Source organism: Syntrophaceticus schinkii (genome assembly GCF_000946815.1).
GTDB classification, from domain to species: domain Bacteria; phylum Bacillota; class DSM-12270; order Thermacetogeniales; family Thermacetogeniaceae; genus Syntrophaceticus; species Syntrophaceticus schinkii.
Map to the genome: position 1 here is coordinate 1 of NZ_CDRZ01000108.1, position 983 is coordinate 983.

The window sequence follows — 983 nt, forward strand, 5'->3', positions numbered from 1 at the left end:
AATGTTTCAATAAAAAGCCTGTTACTGCAATCGCCAGTACTGCTAATATCCCACCTCCGGCGAGAACACCGCCCACAGAAGCCATTAATGCCCCCCTTAGCAAGCTCGGGGAGAAAAGTCCCTCCCCTCGCAACGGTACTGACTATAATGCTCCCAAGAGGTGAGACACAGGATAAGAAAAATAAGATTACAAATATATCCAAAACCGAATCCGAGCAAACGGTATCATTCACAGTATATTCGCCCATACTTGCTGCGGAATCTTGAAATTAATAGGCCTAATCAAGTCTGGGGTGTAGATATTACCTACATTCGCATGAAAAAAGGATTCATGTATCTGTTTGTCATCATCGACTGGTACAGCCGATATATAGTTGATTACGAGTTGTCCAGCACATTGGATAAATCCTTTGTACTGAGTTGTCTAAAACGTGCACTAAGCTGCCAAAAGCCAGAGATTATCAACAGTGATCAGGGCGGGCATTTTACAAATCCAGATTACATCAAGCTGCTGGAAGACAACGGAGTAAAAATTTCCATGGATGGCAAGGGGCAATGTCTGGATAATGCCAGAACAGAGCGATTCTTTCGAACCCTGAAATATGAACGAATCTACGAGCTTGTCCCTAATGCCGTAGAATTTGAGTGACGTAGTATTACGCCGATTTGCTCTCATTCTCTATGCCATCTATGTCAACAACGGTTGTTAACCGCTGAATTTCAGTGATCAGGATGCTCATGGAGCGGTATCCTGAAATGCGATGGGCTCGGCTTTCGGCATCGAGCAACGATGAAGAGACCCAGCGCTGTACCATAGTGCCGTTTTTCCAGTTCTTCACGTTCCTTATGTTTTTGGACACCATACTAAAGCTGGATTCAATAGCATTCGTTGAACGCAGGCTTCTCTGCAGAAGAGCTGGCACATTCAGCTTCAAAATGGTGACAGTTTCTTCTAGACCTTCACGTAGGCTTGCTGCAGCATC

General features: G+C 44.7%; 2 pseudogenes. One reads left to right on the forward strand and one right to left on the reverse strand.

What is annotated here, in order from left to right:
* Positions 1-160 precede the first annotated feature (160 nt).
* A pseudogene (locus tag SSCH_RS05735) lies at positions 161-616 on the forward strand (IS3 family transposase); the annotation flags it as partial.
* Positions 617-656: 40 nt separating this feature from the next.
* On the opposite strand, the pseudogene SSCH_RS18955 reads toward SSCH_RS05735, so the two are convergent.
* Positions 657-983: pseudogene (locus tag SSCH_RS18955) on the reverse strand (IS256 family transposase); the annotation flags it as partial.